This window comes from Enterobacter cloacae complex sp. ECL414 (assembly GCF_021869685.1).
GTDB classification, from domain to species: Bacteria; Pseudomonadota; Gammaproteobacteria; order Enterobacterales; family Enterobacteriaceae; genus Enterobacter; species Enterobacter kobei.
Window position 1 is genome coordinate 1593561 of the sequence record NZ_CP091481.1, and the last position, 17047, is coordinate 1610607.

General features: G+C 56.7%; 13 protein-coding genes. 12 read left to right on the top strand and 1 reads right to left on the bottom strand.

Annotated elements, in window-relative coordinates:
* Positions 1–94: 94 nt before the first annotated feature.
* The 8 genes from ihfB to L3068_RS07405 all read left to right on the top strand — a co-directional run bounded on the left by ihfB (position 95) and on the right by L3068_RS07405 (position 8901).
* Positions 95–382 (top strand): integration host factor subunit beta, encoded by a 288-nt coding sequence (ihfB, locus tag L3068_RS07370; protein ID WP_008499965.1) that lies wholly within the window; start codon positions 95–97, stop codon positions 380–382.
* 214 nt (positions 383–596) lie between these two features.
* Positions 597–2861 (top strand): ComEC family protein, encoded by a 2265-nt coding sequence (locus tag L3068_RS07375; RefSeq protein WP_117580540.1) that lies wholly within the window; start codon positions 597–599, stop codon positions 2859–2861.
* A 36-nt stretch (positions 2862–2897) separates the two neighbouring features.
* The gene (msbA, locus tag L3068_RS07380; protein ID WP_014883220.1) at positions 2898–4646 is read left to right on the top strand and encodes a lipid A ABC transporter ATP-binding protein/permease MsbA; all 1749 of its coding nucleotides are present in this window, start codon (positions 2898–2900) and stop codon (positions 4644–4646) included.
* A complete protein-coding gene (gene lpxK / locus L3068_RS07385; RefSeq protein WP_117580538.1) occupies positions 4643–5620 on the top strand; it encodes a tetraacyldisaccharide 4'-kinase in 978 nt (325 codons plus the stop codon). Before msbA ends, lpxK begins: the two co-directional genes overlap by 4 nt.
* 44 nt (positions 5621–5664) lie before the next feature.
* Positions 5665–6894, top strand: coding sequence for a winged helix-turn-helix domain-containing protein (locus L3068_RS07390; protein ID WP_047626975.1), 1230 nt, complete (start codon positions 5665–5667; stop codon positions 6892–6894).
* A gap of 45 nt (positions 6895–6939) precedes the next feature.
* Entirely contained in the window at positions 6940–7122 is a 183-nt protein-coding gene (ycaR, locus tag L3068_RS07395) for a protein YcaR (protein ID WP_006174474.1), read from the top strand.
* Positions 7119–7865, top strand: coding sequence for a 3-deoxy-manno-octulosonate cytidylyltransferase (kdsB, locus tag L3068_RS07400; protein ID WP_117580537.1), 747 nt, complete (start codon positions 7119–7121; stop codon positions 7863–7865). The genes ycaR and kdsB overlap by 4 nt, the downstream gene beginning before the upstream one ends.
* Before the next feature lie 142 nt (positions 7866–8007).
* On the top strand, positions 8008–8901 hold the full coding sequence (locus L3068_RS07405; RefSeq protein WP_117580535.1) for a YcbJ family phosphotransferase: 894 nt from the start codon (positions 8008–8010) through the stop codon (positions 8899–8901).
* On the opposite strand, the gene elyC is transcribed toward L3068_RS07405, so the two are convergent.
* Positions 8878–9657, bottom strand: coding sequence for an envelope biogenesis factor ElyC (gene elyC / locus L3068_RS07410; RefSeq protein WP_117580533.1), 780 nt, complete (start codon positions 9655–9657; stop codon positions 8878–8880). The genes L3068_RS07405 and elyC overlap by 24 nt on opposite strands.
* A 124-nt stretch (positions 9658–9781) precedes the next feature.
* Here elyC and cmoM point away from each other — a divergent pair, with 124 nt between their 5' ends.
* From cmoM to mukB, 4 genes are read left to right on the top strand one after another with little or no spacing between them, the layout of a single operon-like run.
* The gene (cmoM, locus tag L3068_RS07415) at positions 9782–10561 is read left to right on the top strand and encodes a tRNA uridine 5-oxyacetic acid(34) methyltransferase CmoM (protein ID WP_014883226.1); all 780 of its coding nucleotides are present in this window, start codon (positions 9782–9784) and stop codon (positions 10559–10561) included.
* A 3-nt stretch (positions 10562–10564) separates the two neighbouring features.
* Positions 10565–11887 (top strand): chromosome partition protein MukF, encoded by a 1323-nt coding sequence (mukF, locus tag L3068_RS07420; protein WP_014883227.1) that lies wholly within the window; start codon positions 10565–10567, stop codon positions 11885–11887.
* Positions 11868–12572, top strand: a complete 705-nt coding sequence (gene mukE, locus L3068_RS07425; protein ID WP_008499954.1) for a chromosome partition protein MukE — start codon at positions 11868–11870, stop codon at positions 12570–12572. Before mukF ends, mukE begins: the two co-directional genes overlap by 20 nt.
* The gene (gene mukB / locus L3068_RS07430; protein WP_023332552.1) at positions 12572–17023 is read left to right on the top strand and encodes a chromosome partition protein MukB; all 4452 of its coding nucleotides are present in this window, start codon (positions 12572–12574) and stop codon (positions 17021–17023) included. Before mukE ends, mukB begins: the two co-directional genes overlap by 1 nt.
* Positions 17024–17047: the final 24 nt, after the last annotated feature.

Here is a 17047-nt window from a genome sequence, read left to right on the forward strand (position 1 = left end):
GGATCCGTCCTGTAATCAATAACAAAGGGCGGCTACGGCCGCCCTTGTTTAATGAGCTGTTCAGCTAATTGGTTTGAAAGGAACCGGAGGAATCATGACCAAGTCAGAATTGATTGAAAGACTTGCCAGTCAGCAACCGCATATCCCTGCCAAGGCAGTGGAAGATGCCGTAAAAGAGATGCTGGAGCATATGGCCTCCACTCTTGCCCAGGGCGAGCGCATTGAAATCCGCGGTTTCGGTAGTTTTTCTCTGCACTATCGTGCTCCACGCACCGGGCGTAACCCGAAAACGGGTGATAAAGTCGAGCTGGAAGGTAAGTACGTTCCACACTTTAAACCGGGTAAAGAACTGCGCGATCGCGCCAATATTTACGGCAACTGAGTTTAGCCAGCCGGTTAAACTGGGTTCGAAAGAAAGCACCTGCGGGTGCTTTTTTTGTTCCTGTCGTTTTCTTCTGGGAGGCATCCCGCATTTCCCTCTGCGTTTTCTGCAACCTGTTAAAAACCTTGCTGCGCTTGCTGTAAATCCTTTTCTTCACAACTGACGAGCCGCATCACCCACGAGCATACTGTCCCCCTGAAACAGGGAGGTAGCAATGGGAATTCCCGCTTTATGTATCTGCGCCATTCTGGCGATAGCCCCGTTACTCTGGTTACCTGAACTGCCATCACGCTATACCGTCTGGATAATGCTGGCGGGCGGGGTGGTTCTGGGCACATGTCAAAACGTGCGCCTGAAGTATGTGGGAATCGCGCTGTTATTTTGCGCGTGGGGCCTTCTGGCCGCGCAGGAGAGCGTCTGGCCGATGCAGCATTTAACCACGGGAGCCGTGCAGGCCGAGGTAGAGATCACCGCCACTGATGGCGCAACTCAGCATCAGGGAAAAATACGCACCGTAAACGGCGGGCGCTGGTGGGCGTCCACCGGCGTAACGCTGTATGGCAATTATTTGCCACAGAGAGCATGTGCTGGCCAGCGCTGGGCGATGATGCTCAGGCTAAAACCTGCACACGGCGAGCTGAACGACGGAGGCTATGATCCCCAACGCAGCACCATTGCCCGACATCAAACGCTGAGCGGGCGCTTCACCCATGCGGAACTTGTTGATGGACACTGCAGCCTGCGATCGCAATACCTGATGTCGCTGCAAAACCGACTTTCTGATTATCGCTGGGGAGCGGTTATCCTCGGGCTGGGGATGGGAGAGCGTCTGGATGTCCCCCGAGAAATAAAAGACCTGATGCGTGAAACCGGCACACTGCATCTGATGGCGATTTCGGGCCTGCATATCACGCTGGCGGCATCCCTCGTCTGGTTACTCGCGCGTGCGATCCAGTTTATATTCCCCAGCCACCGGGTCCACTGGCAAATGCCACTCCTGGCCGGGTTGTTCTTCGCCGCTTTCTACGCCTGGCTTACCGGTCTGCAACCTCCTGCACTACGAACGGTCATCGCACTTGCCGTGCTGGCGGCGCTGCGAATCGGTTCCCGCCAATGGTCGCCGTGGCAGGTATGGTGTTGCTGTGTCGCGGCGATCTTGATAAGCGATCCCTTAGCCATACTTTCTGAGAGTCTGCTCCTGTCCGCATTTGCCGTCGCGGCGCTGATTTTCTGGTTTCAGTGGCTGCCTCTTCCTCGCTGGCAGTGGGCCCGACGCATACGGCCACTACTTAATCTGATCTATCTGCAGGTCGGCATGCTGGTGTTGCTCATGCCGTTACAGGTGTTGATTTTCCACGGCTTCAGTATCTCCTCTCTGGTCGCCAATCTCTTTGCCGTTCCGATAGTGACGTTTGTCAGCGTACCGCTGATTTTACTTGGTATGTTGCTCCATCTGTTTCCGCTGGGGGGAATAGAAAGTGCCATCTGGTTTGCAGCCGATAAGTCCCTTGCCGGGCTGTTCTGGCTACTGATACGCTTGCCAGACGGCTGGCAGAGTGTGGATCAGCGCTGGCAGTACATGACGCTACTGCCCTGGCTTATCATCATCGGCTGGCGTTTGCGAGCCTGGAAAACCGTTCCAGCCGTGTGTCTGGCTGGGTGTCTGTTGCTGGCATTTCCCCTCTGGCGAACGGCTAAAAGTGATGCCTGGACGCTACATATGCTGGATGTGGGGCAGGGGCTGGCCATGGTCATCGAACGGCAGGGAAAAGCGATTCTCTATGATACCGGGCTCGCCTGGCCAGGGGGAGATAGCGCACAGCGGTTAATTATCCCCTGGCTGCGCTGGCACCATCTGCGGCCAGATGGCGTGATTCTCAGCCATGAACATCTTGACCATGCAGGAGGTCTCGCATCGCTGCAAAAAGCATGGCCGGAGATGTGGGTAAGAAGTCCATTACGTCTGGCGGGGCATCGGCCCTGCTTTCGTGGGCAGAGCTGGAGATGGCAGGGATTAACCTTCACCGTTCACTGGCCCCTGGAAAGTGACCCGGCTCGGGGAAACAACCGCTCCTGCGTGGTGAAAGTGGACGATGGTGAGCAGAGTATTCTGCTGACGGGAGACATTGAAGCGCCAGCAGAACAGGCTATGCTTAGCCATTACTGGCAACATCTGACGTCGACGTTAATCCAGGTTCCCCATCATGGCAGCAATACCTCATCGTCATTGGCGCTGGTACAACGGGTGGAGGGAAACATTGCGCTGGATTCAGCAGCCCGCTATAACGCCTGGCGGTTTCCGTCGGCGAATGTGGTCCGACGTTATCGAAAAGAGGGGTATATCTGGCAAGATACCCCCCATTCCGGGCAAATATCGGTGACATTCTCGCAACATCGCTGGCAAATCCGGCGCTTGCGGGATCAATTTTTACCACGTTGGTATCATCAGTGGTTTGGCGCGCCCGTAGATAACGGGTAGAATATGCGGCTATTTCAACAAATGCTGGTTTTTTGAATGCATAACGACAAAGATCTCTCCACGTGGCAAACCTTCCGCCGACTCTGGCCGATGATTGCACCTTTTAAAGCAGGCTTGATCGTGGCGGGTGTAGCGTTAATCCTCAACGCAGCCAGCGATACTTTTATGTTATCGCTCCTTAAACCGTTACTGGACGACGGTTTTGGTAAAACGGATCGCTCAGTGTTGCTATGGATGCCGCTGGTGGTTATCGGGCTGATGATCTTACGTGGTATCACCAGCTATATCTCCAGCTACTGCATCTCCTGGGTATCCGGGAAAGTGGTTATGACCATGCGCCGTCGTCTGTTCAGCCACATGATGGGCATGCCGGTCTCATTCTTTGACAAGCAGTCTACGGGGACACTGCTGTCCCGTATTACCTACGATTCAGAGCAGGTTGCGTCCTCCTCCTCAAGCGCGTTGATTACCGTCGTGCGTGAAGGGGCGTCGATCATCGGCCTGTTTATCATGATGTTCTATTACAGCTGGCAGCTGTCGCTCATCCTGATCGTTCTGGCTCCGGTTGTCTCCATTGCCATCCGCGTTGTGTCCAAGCGTTTCCGCAATATCAGTAAAAATATGCAGAATACGATGGGGCAGGTAACAACCAGCGCCGAACAGATGCTGAAAGGACACAAAGAGGTGTTAATTTTCGGTGGCCAGGACGTCGAAACCAAACGCTTTGACAAAGTCAGCAACAAAATGCGTCTTCAGGGGATGAAAATGGTCTCGGCTTCTTCCATCTCTGACCCGATCATTCAGCTGATTGCCTCACTGGCGCTGGCGTTTGTCCTTTATGCGGCAAGCTTCCCAAGCGTGATGGAGACGCTGACGGCGGGTACCATCACCGTGGTCTTCTCCTCGATGATCGCCCTGATGCGTCCCCTGAAATCTCTGACTAACGTGAATGCCCAGTTCCAGCGCGGGATGGCGGCTTGTCAGACATTGTTCAGCATTCTGGATTCCGAGCAGGAAAAAGACGAAGGTACACGCGAGATTGAGCGCGCCCGTGGCGATGTTGAATTCCACAACGTGACCTTCACCTATCCGGGCCGCGATACGCCCGCTCTGCGCAATATCAACCTGACGATTCCGGCGGGTAAAACGGTGGCGCTGGTAGGCCGTTCTGGCTCCGGTAAATCCACCATTGCCAGCCTCATCACCCGTTTCTACGATATCAACGAAGGTGAAATTCTCCTGGACGGTCACGACCTGCGGGAGTACACCCTGCAGTCGCTGCGTAACCAGGTTGCGCTGGTTTCTCAGAACGTGCATCTGTTTAACGATACGGTCGCCAACAACATCGCTTATGCGCGCACTGACGAGTACAGCCGCGAGCAGATCGAGAATGCCGCACGCATGGCCTATGCGATGGACTTTATCAACAAGATGGATAACGGTCTGGATACCATCATTGGTGAAAATGGCGTGCTCCTGTCCGGTGGTCAGCGTCAGCGTATTGCGATTGCGCGCGCGCTGCTGCGTGACAGCCCAATCCTGATTCTGGATGAAGCGACGTCCGCACTGGATACCGAATCTGAACGCGCTATTCAGTCGGCGCTGGACGAACTGCAAAAGAACCGTACCTCACTGGTGATTGCACACCGTCTGTCGACTATCGAGCAGGCGGATGAGATCGTGGTGGTTGAGGATGGCGTCATTGTTGAACGCGGAAGCCACGCAGCTTTGCTGGAACACCGCGGCGTATACGCCCAGCTTCATAAGATGCAGTTCGGCGAATGATTGCACGCATCTGGTCCGGTGAATCCCCGCTGTGGCTGCTGCTTTTGCCGCTCTCCTGGCTTTACGGCCTGGTGAGCGGCATCATTCGTCTGCTTTACCGTCTGGGGATCAAGCGGGCCTGGCGTGCGCCAGTGCCGGTTGTGGTTGTGGGCAATCTTACGGCGGGCGGCAACGGTAAAACGCCGGTGGTGATCTGGCTCGTGGAACAGCTGCAAAAACGCGGTATCCGCCCGGGTGTGGTCTCGCGTGGGTATGGCGGTAAAGCGGCGCAGTACCCACTGCTGCTGGCAGAGAAAACCACCACTGCCGAAGCGGGTGATGAACCGGTATTGATTTTCCAGCGTACTGGCGCGCCGGTGGCAGTCTCCCCGGTTCGCAGCGACGCCGTGCAGGCGCTGCTTGCCGAACACTCGGTACAAATTATCATCACTGACGATGGTCTGCAGCATTACGCGCTGGCGCGTGATAAAGAGATTGTGGTCATCGACGGGGTTCGCCGTTTCGGTAACGGATGGTGGCTGCCAGCCGGCCCTATGCGTGAACGCGCTTCACGTCTGAAGTCCGTTGATGCGGTGATTGTAAACGGTGGTGAGGCAAAAGCGGGTGAAATCCCTATGCACCTGTTGCCGGGACTGGCGGTAAACCTGGTGACGGGTGAACGCCGGGCGGTTGCTGAGCTGCCTTCGCTGGTGGCAATGGCAGGGATTGGTCATCCTCCGCGCTTCTTCGCAACGCTTGAGCAGTGTGGTGCCAGGCTTGAAAAACGCATTCCACTGGCTGACCATCAGGCGCTGTTGGCAGAGCAGGTTGATGCGCTCACGGCGTCCGGACAGACGCTCATTATGACCGAAAAAGATGCGGTGAAATGCCGTGCCTTTGCGAAAGAAAACTGGTGGTATCTGCCGGTTGACGCTGAACTCAGCGGCGAGCAGCCGGAACACTTGCTCAAGGAACTGATTGCGTTAGTGCAGTGAGGGCTTACGCGGTTCTGGTGGCGCTTTGACTGACAGGAAAACGCATGTCTTTACCGCAACTCTCGCTTACAGCTGCACGTCATTTACACCTCGCCGCGCAGGGGCTGCTCAAAAAGCCCCGTCGCCGCGCACAGCCTGCCGATATCCTCTCTGCCATCCAGCGCATGTCGCTGCTGCAAATCGACACCATTAATATTGTTGCCCGTAGCCCTTACCTGGTGCTGTTCAGCCGCCTGGGCCACTATCCCTCTCACTGGCTTGATGAGGCGCTCAGCAAAGGGGATCTCATGGAGTACTGGGCGCACGAAGCCTGTTTCCTGCCCCGCAGCGATTTTGCCCTGGTGCGTCACCGCATGCTTGCCCCAGAAAAGATGGGCTGGAAATACCGACAGGCGTGGATGCAGGAGCACGCGGCCGAAATAGAGCAACTGATCAGCCATATTCAGGAAAAGGGACCAGTGCGTTCCGCTGATTTTGAACATCCGCGAAAAGGCTCAAGCGGCTGGTGGGAGTGGAAACCGCACAAACGTCATCTTGAAGGGTTATTCACCTCCGGCCAGGTCATGGTGATTGAACGGCGTAATTTTCAGCGCGTCTATGACCTGACCCAGCGCGTGATGCCACACTGGGACGACGAACGTGACCTGCTTACCCAGGAGGCTGCCGAGGCCATCATGCTGGAAAACAGCGCCCGCAGTCTGGGCATTTTCCGGCCGCAATGGCTGGCAGATTATTACCGCCTGCGCCAGCCCGCGCTGAAGCCGCTTCTGGAGATGTGGCAACGCGAACAGCGCGTCATTCCCGTCACGGTAGAAACGCTGGGCGAGATGTGGCTGCATGCGGATCTCCTTCCTTTGCTGCCCCAGGCGCTGGACGGAAAGCTCCAGGCAACCCACAGTGCAGTGTTGTCGCCTTTCGACCCGGTGGTCTGGGACCGAAAACGCGCCGAACAGTTGTTTGATTTCAGCTACCGGCTGGAGTGTTATACCCCGGCACCAAAGCGTCAGTACGGCTATTTTGTTTTACCCCTGCTGCATAAGGGGCGGCTGGTCGGGCGCATGGATGCCAAAATGCACCGCAAAACCGGCACGCTTGAAGTCATTGCGCTCTATCTGGAAGAGGGGGTCAGGGTGACGGCGAGTCTGGAGAAGGGCTTAACGTCCGCCATTAGCGAGTTCGCCCTCTGGCAGGGGGCTCGCGACGTCACGCTGGGACGCGTTCCTGAAGGGTTATTTATATCCTGTCGAAGTGGCTGGGAAACAGACACGCCCTGAAAAAGGAATGTGTTAAGCTTTAGCGATTACCCATACGGAGGAACTATGGATCACCGTTTACTTGAAATTATTGCCTGCCCGGTGTGCAACGGCAAACTCTACTACAGCCAGGACAAACAGGAGCTGATTTGCAAGCTGGACAGTCTGGCTTTCCCGCTGCGTGACGGCATTCCGGTGTTGCTGGAAAACGAAGCCCGTTCCCTGGTGGCAGAAGAGAGCAAACCATGAGTTTTGTTGTCATTATTCCTGCTCGTTATGCCTCAACGCGTCTGCCGGGTAAACCGCTGGTGGATATCAACGGCAAGCCAATGATTGTGCACGTCCTTGATCGCGCCCGTGAATCCGGAGCCGATCGCGTGATTGTTGCCACCGATCATCCGGACGTCGCCCGTGCGGTTGAAGCCGCAGGTGGTGAAGTGTGCATGACCCGCGTCGATCACCAGTCCGGCACCGAGCGTCTCGCCGAAGTCGTTGAGAAATGTGGTTTCAGCGATGATACGATCATTGTGAACGTGCAGGGCGACGAGCCGATGATCCCGGCCGTTATTATCCGTCAGGTGGCAGAAAACCTGGCGCAGCGTCAGGTGGGTATGGCGACGCTTGCGGTGCCTGTTCACCACGCTGAAGAGGCATTTAACCCGAATGCGGTGAAAGTGGTGATGGATGCCGAAGGCTATGCGCTCTATTTCTCCCGCGCCACCATTCCATGGGATCGCGACCGTTTTGCGCTCTCGAAAGAGACCATCGGGGATTCCTTCCTGCGCCATCTGGGGATTTACGGCTATCGCGCCGGTTTCATTCGCCGCTATGTCACCTGGGCACCCAGCCCGCTGGAGCATATCGAAATGCTGGAGCAGCTTCGTGTGCTCTGGTATGGCGAGAAAATTCACGTTGCTGTTGCCAAAGAAGTACCAGGAACGGGCGTTGATACGCCGGAAGACCTTGAGCGCGTTCGCGCCGAATTACGTTAATACCGTCTGCATCCCTCCTTTCGGAGGGATGTCCTCTCGCCACAATTTTCGCTTTTCTTTTCCCTGATTGATCTCTACCGGGTGACATCTTCATTCTGCGCGCTCATTATAAAAGCAGTAGCATTAATGGGGGTAATCTCATATGGAACAGCTGCGTGCCGAACTTAGCCATCTGCTGGGTGAGAAATTAAGCCGGGTCGAGTGTGTGAGTGAAAAGGCCGATACCGCGCTCTGGTCGTTGTATGACAGTCAGGGAAACCCAATGCCGCTGATGGCGCGAAGTTTCACGTCGCCGGGTGTTGCCAGGCAGCTCGCCTGGAAAATGTCGATGCTGGCGCGGGAGGGTACCGTCCGAATGCCGACCGTGTACGGCGTCATGACGCACGAGGAACACCCCGGCCCCGATGTCCTGTTGATAGAGCGTTTACGCGGCGTGCCTGTTGAAGCACCCGCGCGCACGCCGGAACGCTGGGAGCAGCTGAAAGACCAGATTGTCGAGGCGCTGCTGGCCTGGCATCGCCAGGATAGCCGTGGGCTCGTGGGGCCGGTCGACAGCACCCAGGAGAACCTGTGGCCGCTGTGGTATCGCCAGCGGGTGGAAGTGCTGTGGGGAACGCTCAACCAGTTCAATAACACCGGTTTGACCATGCAGGACAAACGTATTCTTTTTCGCACTCGTGAATGCTTGCCAGCGCTGTTCGACGGTTTTAATGATAACTGCGTGCTGATCCACGGCAATTTTACCCTGCGGAGTATGCTGAAAGACTCCCGCAGCGATCAGCTGCTGGCGATGTTGGGGCCTGGAATAATGCTGTGGGCCCCACGTGAATATGAGTTGTTCAGGCTCAGCGACAGCGCGGCGGCAGAAGGGTTACTGTGGCACTACCTTCAGCGTGCGCCCGTTGCCGAAGCGTTTCTCTGGCGGCGCTGGTTGTACCTGCTCTGGGATGAAGTCGCGCAACTGGTCAATACCGGGCGTTTCAATCGCGCAAACTTCGATCTCGCGGCTAAGTCACTCTTGCCCTGGCTCGCCTGAGGAACCTTTCAGCCACTGCCAGAGACGGCCGAGCGTCTCATAGCCGACGCGATCGCTATGCATCAGCCACATCGGGGAGGGGATCACGCGTTCCCATGGGTTAAGTGGCGCGTTGATGGCCATCTGGTTTGCCGGTGCGGGAAGCGGGTGCAGGCCCTGCTTTTCAAAGAAAATCATCGCCCGTGGCAGGTGTGAGGCGGAGGTGACCAGCAAGAATGGAACATCGCCAATCGCCTGCTTCACCGCAGCGGCTTCTTCTTCGGTATCTTTTGGACTGTCCAGGGTGATGATAGCGGAACGCGGTACGCCGAGGGATTCCGCAACTCTGGCACCCGCTTCAGCCGTACTCACCGGGTTCGTTTTTGCTGCGGCGCCGGTGAAGATCATTTTTGATCCCGGATTCGCCAGCCACAGGCGAATCCCTTCGTTTAGCCGTGGCAGGCTGTTGTTGATCAGATTCGAGCTGGGGGCCCAGTCAGGATCCCAGGTATACCCACCGCCCAGCACCACGATGTATTCCACTTTCTGATTTCCCTGCCATGTCGGGTACTTATCTTCAATGGGGCGTAACAGGCCATCCGCGACCGGTTGCAGGCTCAGCAGCAGTAAGAGAAGCCAGCCGAACGTGATGAGCGTTTTGCCACTTTTCTGAAAGCGGCTGAACCACACCAGCGCCAGCCCCAGCGCGATGATGATGAGCAGCAGCGGAAGGGGAAGCATCATCCCTCCAATGTATTTCTTAAGGGTAAAAAGCATCCTTTTTGGTTCCTTTTTTGACCATACAGCAGGTGATTACCGGTGATATTACACCAGAGAGGTTCATTCTCCGCGCGGGTGTGACAAAATAGCGGTTTTGCAGTTAGCGAGTGGAACTCTCCCAATGCGGGATCGCAATTTTGATGACATCGCGGAAAAGTTTTCGCGCAACATTTATGGCACCACAAAGGGGCAGCTCCGTCAGACGATCCTCTGGCAGGATCTGGACACCATTCTGGCCACTTTTGGCGACCAGACGTTGCGCGTGCTGGACGCCGGTGGCGGCGAAGGACAGACGGCGATAAAAATGGCCGAGCGCGGTCATCACGTCACGCTTTGCGATCTTTCGGCTGAAATGGTCGCCCGCGCGACGCGTGCTGCAGATGAGAAAGGTGTGAGCGACAACATGCATTTTATACAATGCGCCGCTCAGGACATCGCACAGCATTTGGAAACCCAGGTTGATCTGATATTGTTTCATGCGGTGCTGGAGTGGGTGGCCGATCCGCAAAGCGTGTTACAAACCCTGTGGTCGATGTTGCGCCCGGGCGGCACGCTGTCGCTGATGTTCTACAATGCTAACGGCTTCCTGATGCACAACATGGTTGCAGGTAACTTTGACTATGTGCAGGTCGGGATGCCTAAAAAGAAAAAGCGCACGCTTTCCCCGGACTATCCGCGCGATCCGCAGCAGGTTTACGGCTGGCTGGAAGAGATTGGCTGGCAGATTGTCGGGAAAACGGGCGTCAGGGTGTTTCATGATTATCTGCGTGAAAAACACAAACAGCGTGACTGTTTTGACACCTTAACAGAATTAGAAACGCGGTATTGCCGTCAGGAGCCATTTGTCAGCCTTGGCCGCTATATTCACGTCACCGCGCACAAGCCGCAGATGCAAGGATAACCTATGAGTGAATTTTCCCAGACAGTCCCCGAACTGGTTGCCTGGGCCAGGAAAAACGATTTCTCCATCTCGCTGCCGGTAGACAGACTCTCTTTCCTGCTGGCGGTTGCCACGCTAAACGGCGAACGGCTGGATGGCGAAATGAGCGAGGGTGAACTGGTGGATGCGTTCCGCCATGTCAGTGATGCGTTTGAGCAAACCAGCGAAACCATTAGCGTGCGTGCCAACAACGCAATCAACGATATGGTACGTCAACGTCTGCTGAACCGCTTTACCAGCGAGCAGGCGGAAGGAAACGCCATCTATCGCCTGACGCCGTTGGGTATCGGCATCACCGATTACTACATTCGCCAGCGCGAATTTTCCACGCTGCGTCTTTCCATGCAGCTCTCGATCGTGGCGGGTGAGCTTAAGCGTGCCGCCGATGCTGCAGATGAAAACGGTGATGAATTCCACTGGCACCGCAACGTTTACGCGCCGCTGAAATATTCGGTGGCCGAGATTTTCGACAGCATCGATCTAACCCAGCGTTTGATGGACGAACAGCAGCAGCAGGTCAAAGACGACATTGCGCAACTGCTGAATAAAGACTGGCGTGCCGCCATCTCCAGCTGCGAACTTTTACTGTCAGAAACCTCCGGTACGCTGCGTGAACTGCAGGATACGCTGGAGGCGGCAGGGGATAAGCTGCAGGCCAACCTGCTGCGCATCCAGGACGCGACGCTGGCGCATGACGATCTGCATTTTATCGACCGTCTGGTGTTCGATCTGCAGAGCAAGCTCGACCGCATCATTAGCTGGGGACAGCAGTCGATCGACCTGTGGATCGGCTACGACCGACACGTGCATAAGTTTATCCGCACCGCGATTGATATGGATAAAAACCGCGTCTTTGCTCAGCGTCTGCGCCAGTCGGTTCAGACCTACTTCGATGCGCCATGGGCGCTGACTTACGCCAATGCCGATCGTCTGCTGGATATGCGCGACGAAGAGATGGCCCTGCGCGATGAAGAGGTGACCGGTGAACTGCCGCCGGATCTGGAGTTCGAAGAATTCAACGAAATTCGTGAGCAACTTGCGGCGATGATCGAAGAACAGCTCGCTGTCTACAAAACCAGACAAGCTCCGCTGGATCTTGGACTCGTGGTGCGCGACTATCTGGCGCAATATCCGCGAGCGCGCCACTTCGACGTTGCCCGCATTGTGGTAGACCAGGCGGTGCGCCTGGGTATCGCGCAAGCAGATTTCACCGGACTGCCGCCGAAGTGGCAGCCAATTAACGATTACGGAGCCAAGGTACAGGCGCATGTCATTGACAAATATTGAACAAGTGATGCCGGTTAAGCTGGCACAGGCGCTGGCGAATCCGTTATTTCCGGCGCTGGACAGCCAGCTGCGTGCCGGTCGTCACATTGGCTTAGACGAGCTGGATAATCACGCCTTTTTGATGGACTTCCAGGAGTACCTGGAAGAGTTTTACGCCCGCTACAACGTGGAGCTGATTCGCGCGCCGGAAGGTTTTTTCTACCTGCGCCCGCGCTCCACGACGCTGATCCCGCGCTCCGTGCTCTCCGAGCTGGATATGATGGTCGGCAAAATTCTTTGCTATCTCTATCTCAGCCCGGAACGTCTGGCGAATGAAGGCATCTTCACCCAGCAGGAACTCTACGATGAGCTACTGACGCTGGCGGATGAGAGCAAGCTGCTCAAGCTGGTGAACAACCGTTCGACCGGATCGGATCTTGACCGTCAGAAATTACAGGAAAAGGTGCGCTCTTCCCTGAACCGTCTGCGTCGTCTGGGGATGGTCTGGTTTATGGGCCACGACAGCAGCAAATTCCGCATTACGGAATCAGTCTTCCGCTTCGGCGCCGATGTGCGTGCGGGGGATGACGCGCGTGAAGCGCAGCTTCGCATGATCCGTGACGGTGAAGCGATGCCGGTGGAAAACCATTTGCAGCTCAATGACGAGCATGAAGAGAATCTGCCGGATAGCGGGGAGGAAGAGTAATGATTGAACGCGGTAAATTTCGCTCACTAACGCTGATTAACTGGAACGGCTTCTTTGCCCGAACCTTCGATCTGGACGAGCTGGTCACGACGCTCTCCGGCGGTAACGGGGCGGGGAAATCCACCACCATGGCGGCGTTTGTGACGGCGCTGATCCCCGACCTGACGTTGCTTCACTTCCGTAACACCACTGAAGCAGGCGCGACAAGCGGCTCCCGCGATAAAGGTCTGCACGGTAAGCTGAAAGCGGGCGTCTGTTATTCCGTTCTGGACGTCATTAACTCTCGTCACCAGCGCGTGGTGGTGGGGGTTCGTTTGCAGCAGGTTGCCGGTCGCGACCGTAAAGTGGATATCAAACCGTTTGCTATCCAGGGGCTGCCAACCTCCGTGCAGCCGACCGCGCTGCTGACGGAAACCCTGAATGAACGCCAGGCGCGCGTGCTGACGTTACAGGAACTGAAAGACAAGCTCGAAGCCATTGAGGGCGTGCAGTTCAAGCAGTTCAACTCCATCACCGACTACCACTCTCTGATGTTCGATCTGGGCGTAGTGGCGCGTCGTCTGCGTACCGCTTCAGACCGTAGCAAATACTACCGTCTGATCGAAGCGTCCCTGTACGGCGGTATCTCCAGCGCCATTACCCGCTCCCTGCGCGACTACCTGTTGCCGGAGAACAGCGGCGTGCGTAAGGCGTTCCAGGATATGGAAGCGGCGCTGCGTGAAAACCGCATGACGCTGGAAGCGATTCGCGTGACCCAGTCAGACCGTGACCTGTTTAAACACCTGATCAGCGAAGCCACCAACTACGTGGCGGCGGACTACATGCGTCACGCCAATGAGCGCCGCGTCCATCTCGATCAGGCATTAGAATACCGCCGCGAACTGTTTACCTCCCGTAAACAGCTGGTGGCAGAGCAGTATAAGCACGTCGAAATGGCGCGCGAGCTGGGCGAGCACAACGGTGCTGAAGGTGATCTGGAAGCCGACTACCAGGCCGCCAGCGATCACCTGAACCTGGTGCAGACCGCGCTGCGCCAGCAGGAGAAAATCGAGCGCTACGAAGCGGATCTCGATGAGCTGCAAATTCGTCTCGAAGAGCAAAATGAAGTGGTGGCCGAAGCCGCCGAGATGCAGGAAGAGAACGAAGCCCGCGCCGAAGCCGCCGAGCTGGAAGTGGATGAGCTGAAAAGCCAGCTTGCTGATTACCAGCAGGCATTGGACGTGCAGCAGACGCGTGCGATTCAGTACACCCAGGCACTGCAGGCGTTACAGCGCGCGAAAGAGCTGTGCCATCTGCCTGACCTGACGCCGGAAAGCGCCGACGAGTGGCTGGATACCTTCCAGGCCAAAGAGCAGGAAGCCACCGAGAAACTGCTCTCTCTTGAACAGAAAATGAGCGTCGCGCAAACGGCGCACAGCCAGTTTGAACAAGCGTATCAGCTGGTGGTCGCCATTAATGGCCCGCTGGCGCGTAACGAAGCCTGGAACGTTGCCCGTGAACTGCTGCGCGACGGCGTCAACCAGCGCCATCTGGCCGAGCAGGTGCAGCCGCTGCGTATGCGCCTGAACGAACTGGAACAGCGCCTGCGTGAGCAGCAGGAAGCCGAGCGTTTGCTGGCTGAGTTCTGTAAGCGTCAGGGTAAACATTACGATTTCGACGAGCTTGAGGCGCTGCATCAGGAGCTGGAAGCGCGTATCGCTGCGCTTTCCGATACGGTCTCCAGCGCCAGTGAGCAGCGCATGACCCTGCGCCAGGAGCTGGAACAGCTTCAGTCCCGTTCTAAAAGGCTCCTGGAGCGCGCGCCGGTCTGGCTGGCGGCGCAAAGCAGCCTTAACCAGCTCAGCGAACAGTGCGGCGAACAGTTCGAATCCAGCCAGCAGGTGACCGAATACCTGCAACAGCTGCTGGAGCGTGAGCGCGAAGCCATTGTTGAGCGTGATGAAGTCGGCGCACGTAAGCGTGACGTCGATGAAGAAATTGAGCGCTTAAGCCAGCCGGGCGGGTCAGAAGATCCGCGCCTCAATGCGCTAGCCGAGCGTTTTGGTGGCGTTCTGCTGTCTGAGATTTACGACGATGTCGGCCTGGACGATGCGCCATACTTCTCCGCATTGTACGGTCCATCCCGTAACGCGATTGTGGTGCCGGATCTGTCGCTGATTTCTGACCAGCTCGCCGGGCTGGAAGATTGCCCGGAAGATCTCTATCTGATCGAAGGGGATCCGCAGTCGTTCGATGACAGCGTGTTTAGCGTTGACGAGCTGGAAAAAGCGGTGGTGGTGAAAATCGCTGACCGCCAGTGGCGTTACTCCCGCTTCCCGGAACTGCCGCTGTTTGGCCGTGCCGCGCGTGAAAGCCGTATTGAGAGCCTCCATGCCGAGCGTGAAACGCTGTCGGAACGTTTTGCGACCCTGTCGTTTGATGTACAGAAAACCCAGCGTCTGCATCAGGCGTTCAGCCGCTTTATCGGTAGCCATCTGGGCGTGGCGTTTGAAGCCGACCCGGAAGCGGAAATCCGCAAACTCAATACCCGCCGCGGCGAGCTGGAACGCGCCATTGCCAGTCATGAAAGTGACAACCAGCAGAGTCGCGTCCAGTTTGAACAGGCGAAAGAGGGCGTCGCGGCCCTTAACCGCATCCTGCCGCGCCTCAACCTGCTGGCAGATGACACGCTGGCCGATCGCGTGGATGAGATCCAGGAACGTCTGGATGAAGCCCAGGAAGCCGCGCGTTTCGTGCAGCAGCACGGCAATCAGCTGGCGAAGCTGGAGCCCGTGGTGTCTGTCCTGCAGAGCGACCCGGAACAGTTCGAGCAGTTAAAAGAAGATTATGCCTGGTCGCAGCAGGTGCAGCGCGAAGCGCGTCAGCAGGCGTTTGCCCTGACGGAAGTCGTGCAGCGTCGCGCGCACTTCGGCTATTCCGATTCGGCTGAAATGCTGAGCGGTAACAGCGACCTGAATGAAAAGCTGCGTCAACGTCTTGAGCAGGCAGAAGCGGAACGTACCCGAGCACGCGAAGCGATGCGCAGCCACTCCGCTCAGCTTAATCAGTACAACCAGGTGCTGGCCTCGCTGAAAAGCTCCTTCGACACCAAGAAAGAGCTGTTAAACGACCTGCAGAAAGAGTTGCAGGACATTGGCGTGCGTGCCGACAGCGGGGCGGAAGAGCGCGCCCGTCTTCGTCGTGATGAACTGCATAGCCAGCTCAGCAACAACCGTGCGCGTCGTAATCAGCTGGAAAAAGCGCTGACCTTCTGCGAAGCCGAAATGGATAACCTGACCCGTCGCCTGCGCAAGCTGGAACGCGACTATCACGAGATGCGCGAGCAGGTGGTGACGGCGAAAGCGGGCTGGTGTGCGGTCATGCGGATGGTGAAAGACAACAACGTGGAACGTCGCCTGCACCGTCGCGAACTGGCGTACCTCTCAGCCGATGAGCTGCGTTCAATGTCGGATAAGGCGTTGGGTGCGCTGCGCCTGGCGGTGGCGGATAACGAGCACCTGCGCGATGTGCTGCGCATGTCAGAAGATCCGAAACGTCCGGAGCGTAAAATTCAGTTCTTCGTGGCGGTTTATCAGCATCTGCGCGAGCGTATTCGTCAGGATATCATCCGTACCGACGATCCGGTCGAAGCCATCGAACAGATGGAAATTGAGCTGGGGCGCCTGACGGAAGAGCTGACTTCCCGCGAGCAGAAGCTGGCTATCAGCTCCCGCAGCGTGGCGAATATTATTCGCAAAACCATTCAGCGTGAGCAGAACCGTATCCGCCAGTTGAACCAGGGTCTGCAGAGCGTGTCGTTTGGTCAGGTGAACAGCGTGCGTCTCAACGTCAACGTGCGTGAAGCCCACGCGACGCTGCTGGACGTGCTCTCTGAGCAGCACGAGCAGCACCAGGATCTGTTCAACAGCAACCGTCTGACCTTTTCTGAAGCGCTGGCGAAGCTGTACCAGCGTCTGAACCCGCAGATTGATATGGGTCAGCGCACGCCGCAAACCATCGGTGAAGAACTGCTGGATTACCGTAACTACCTGGAAATGGAAGTTGAGGTTAACCGTGGTTCAGACGGCTGGCTGCGTGCGGAATCCGGGGCGCTCTCTACCGGTGAAGCGATCGGTACCGGGATGTCCATTCTGGTGATGGTTGTACAGAGCTGGGAAGATGAAGCGCGCCGTCTGCGCGGTAAAGACATCTCTCCATGCCGCCTGCTGTTCCTGGATGAAGCGGCGCGTCTTGATGCCCGCTCTATTGCCACGCTGTTTGAGCTTTGCGAGCGTCTTGATATGCAGCTCATCATTGCGGCACCGGAAAACATCAGCCCTGAAAAAGGGACCACCTATAAACTGGTGCGTAAAGTGTTCCAGAACAGCGAACACGTTCATGTTGTCGGGTTGCGTGGTTTTGCGCCGCAGCCTCCGGAGTCATTGCCGGAAACCACGGCAGACGCTTCCTGAGGCGTTTTGTTACAAAGAGCGGCG